Below are 414 nucleotides of genomic sequence, written 5' to 3'. Positions count from 1 at the left end.
GGCTTATCGCGTCCTTCATCGCCTCCGAGAGCCTAGGCATCCACCGCGCGCCCTTGGTTATTCACGTTCGTTAGCGTCGTGTTGTATTTCTACCTTGTCGATGTATCACTACATCGACGGCTCTGTGTTTTTTACTACATTTTTACTTCACGGATTAAATAATCCGTTAACGTTCCAGCATGTCAAAGAACTTTCCAATTTTAGATTTAATGATTCCAGATTCTAGATTGAAATTTAAAATCCAAAACGTTTAATTCTAAAATTAAATGACGGGTACCAAGGCAACGAGCCTTGAAGGTTCCCTCGAGGGATACCCGTTGTGAAAAATGAACTAACGGCAGCGAGCCACATGAGCTCTCGCTCCAGAAAGGAGGTGTTCCAGCCGCACCTTCCGGTACGGCTACCTTGTTACGA

1 protein-coding gene is annotated in these 414 nt (G+C 44.9%); it reads right to left on the bottom strand.

What is annotated here, in order from left to right; translation table 11 throughout:
* Positions 1–206 precede the first annotated feature (206 nt).
* Positions 207–414: hypothetical protein (locus L0M98_RS22540; RefSeq protein WP_227217898.1), on the bottom strand; the 208-nt coding region annotated here is incomplete at its 5' end.

The organism is Butyricimonas sp. DFI.6.44 (genome assembly GCF_022132345.1).
GTDB lineage: Bacteria > Bacteroidota > Bacteroidia > Bacteroidales > Marinifilaceae > Butyricimonas > Butyricimonas muris.
The sequence above is the reverse complement of the archived record's forward strand: the minus strand, read 5'-3'. Positions and strand labels throughout refer to the sequence as shown.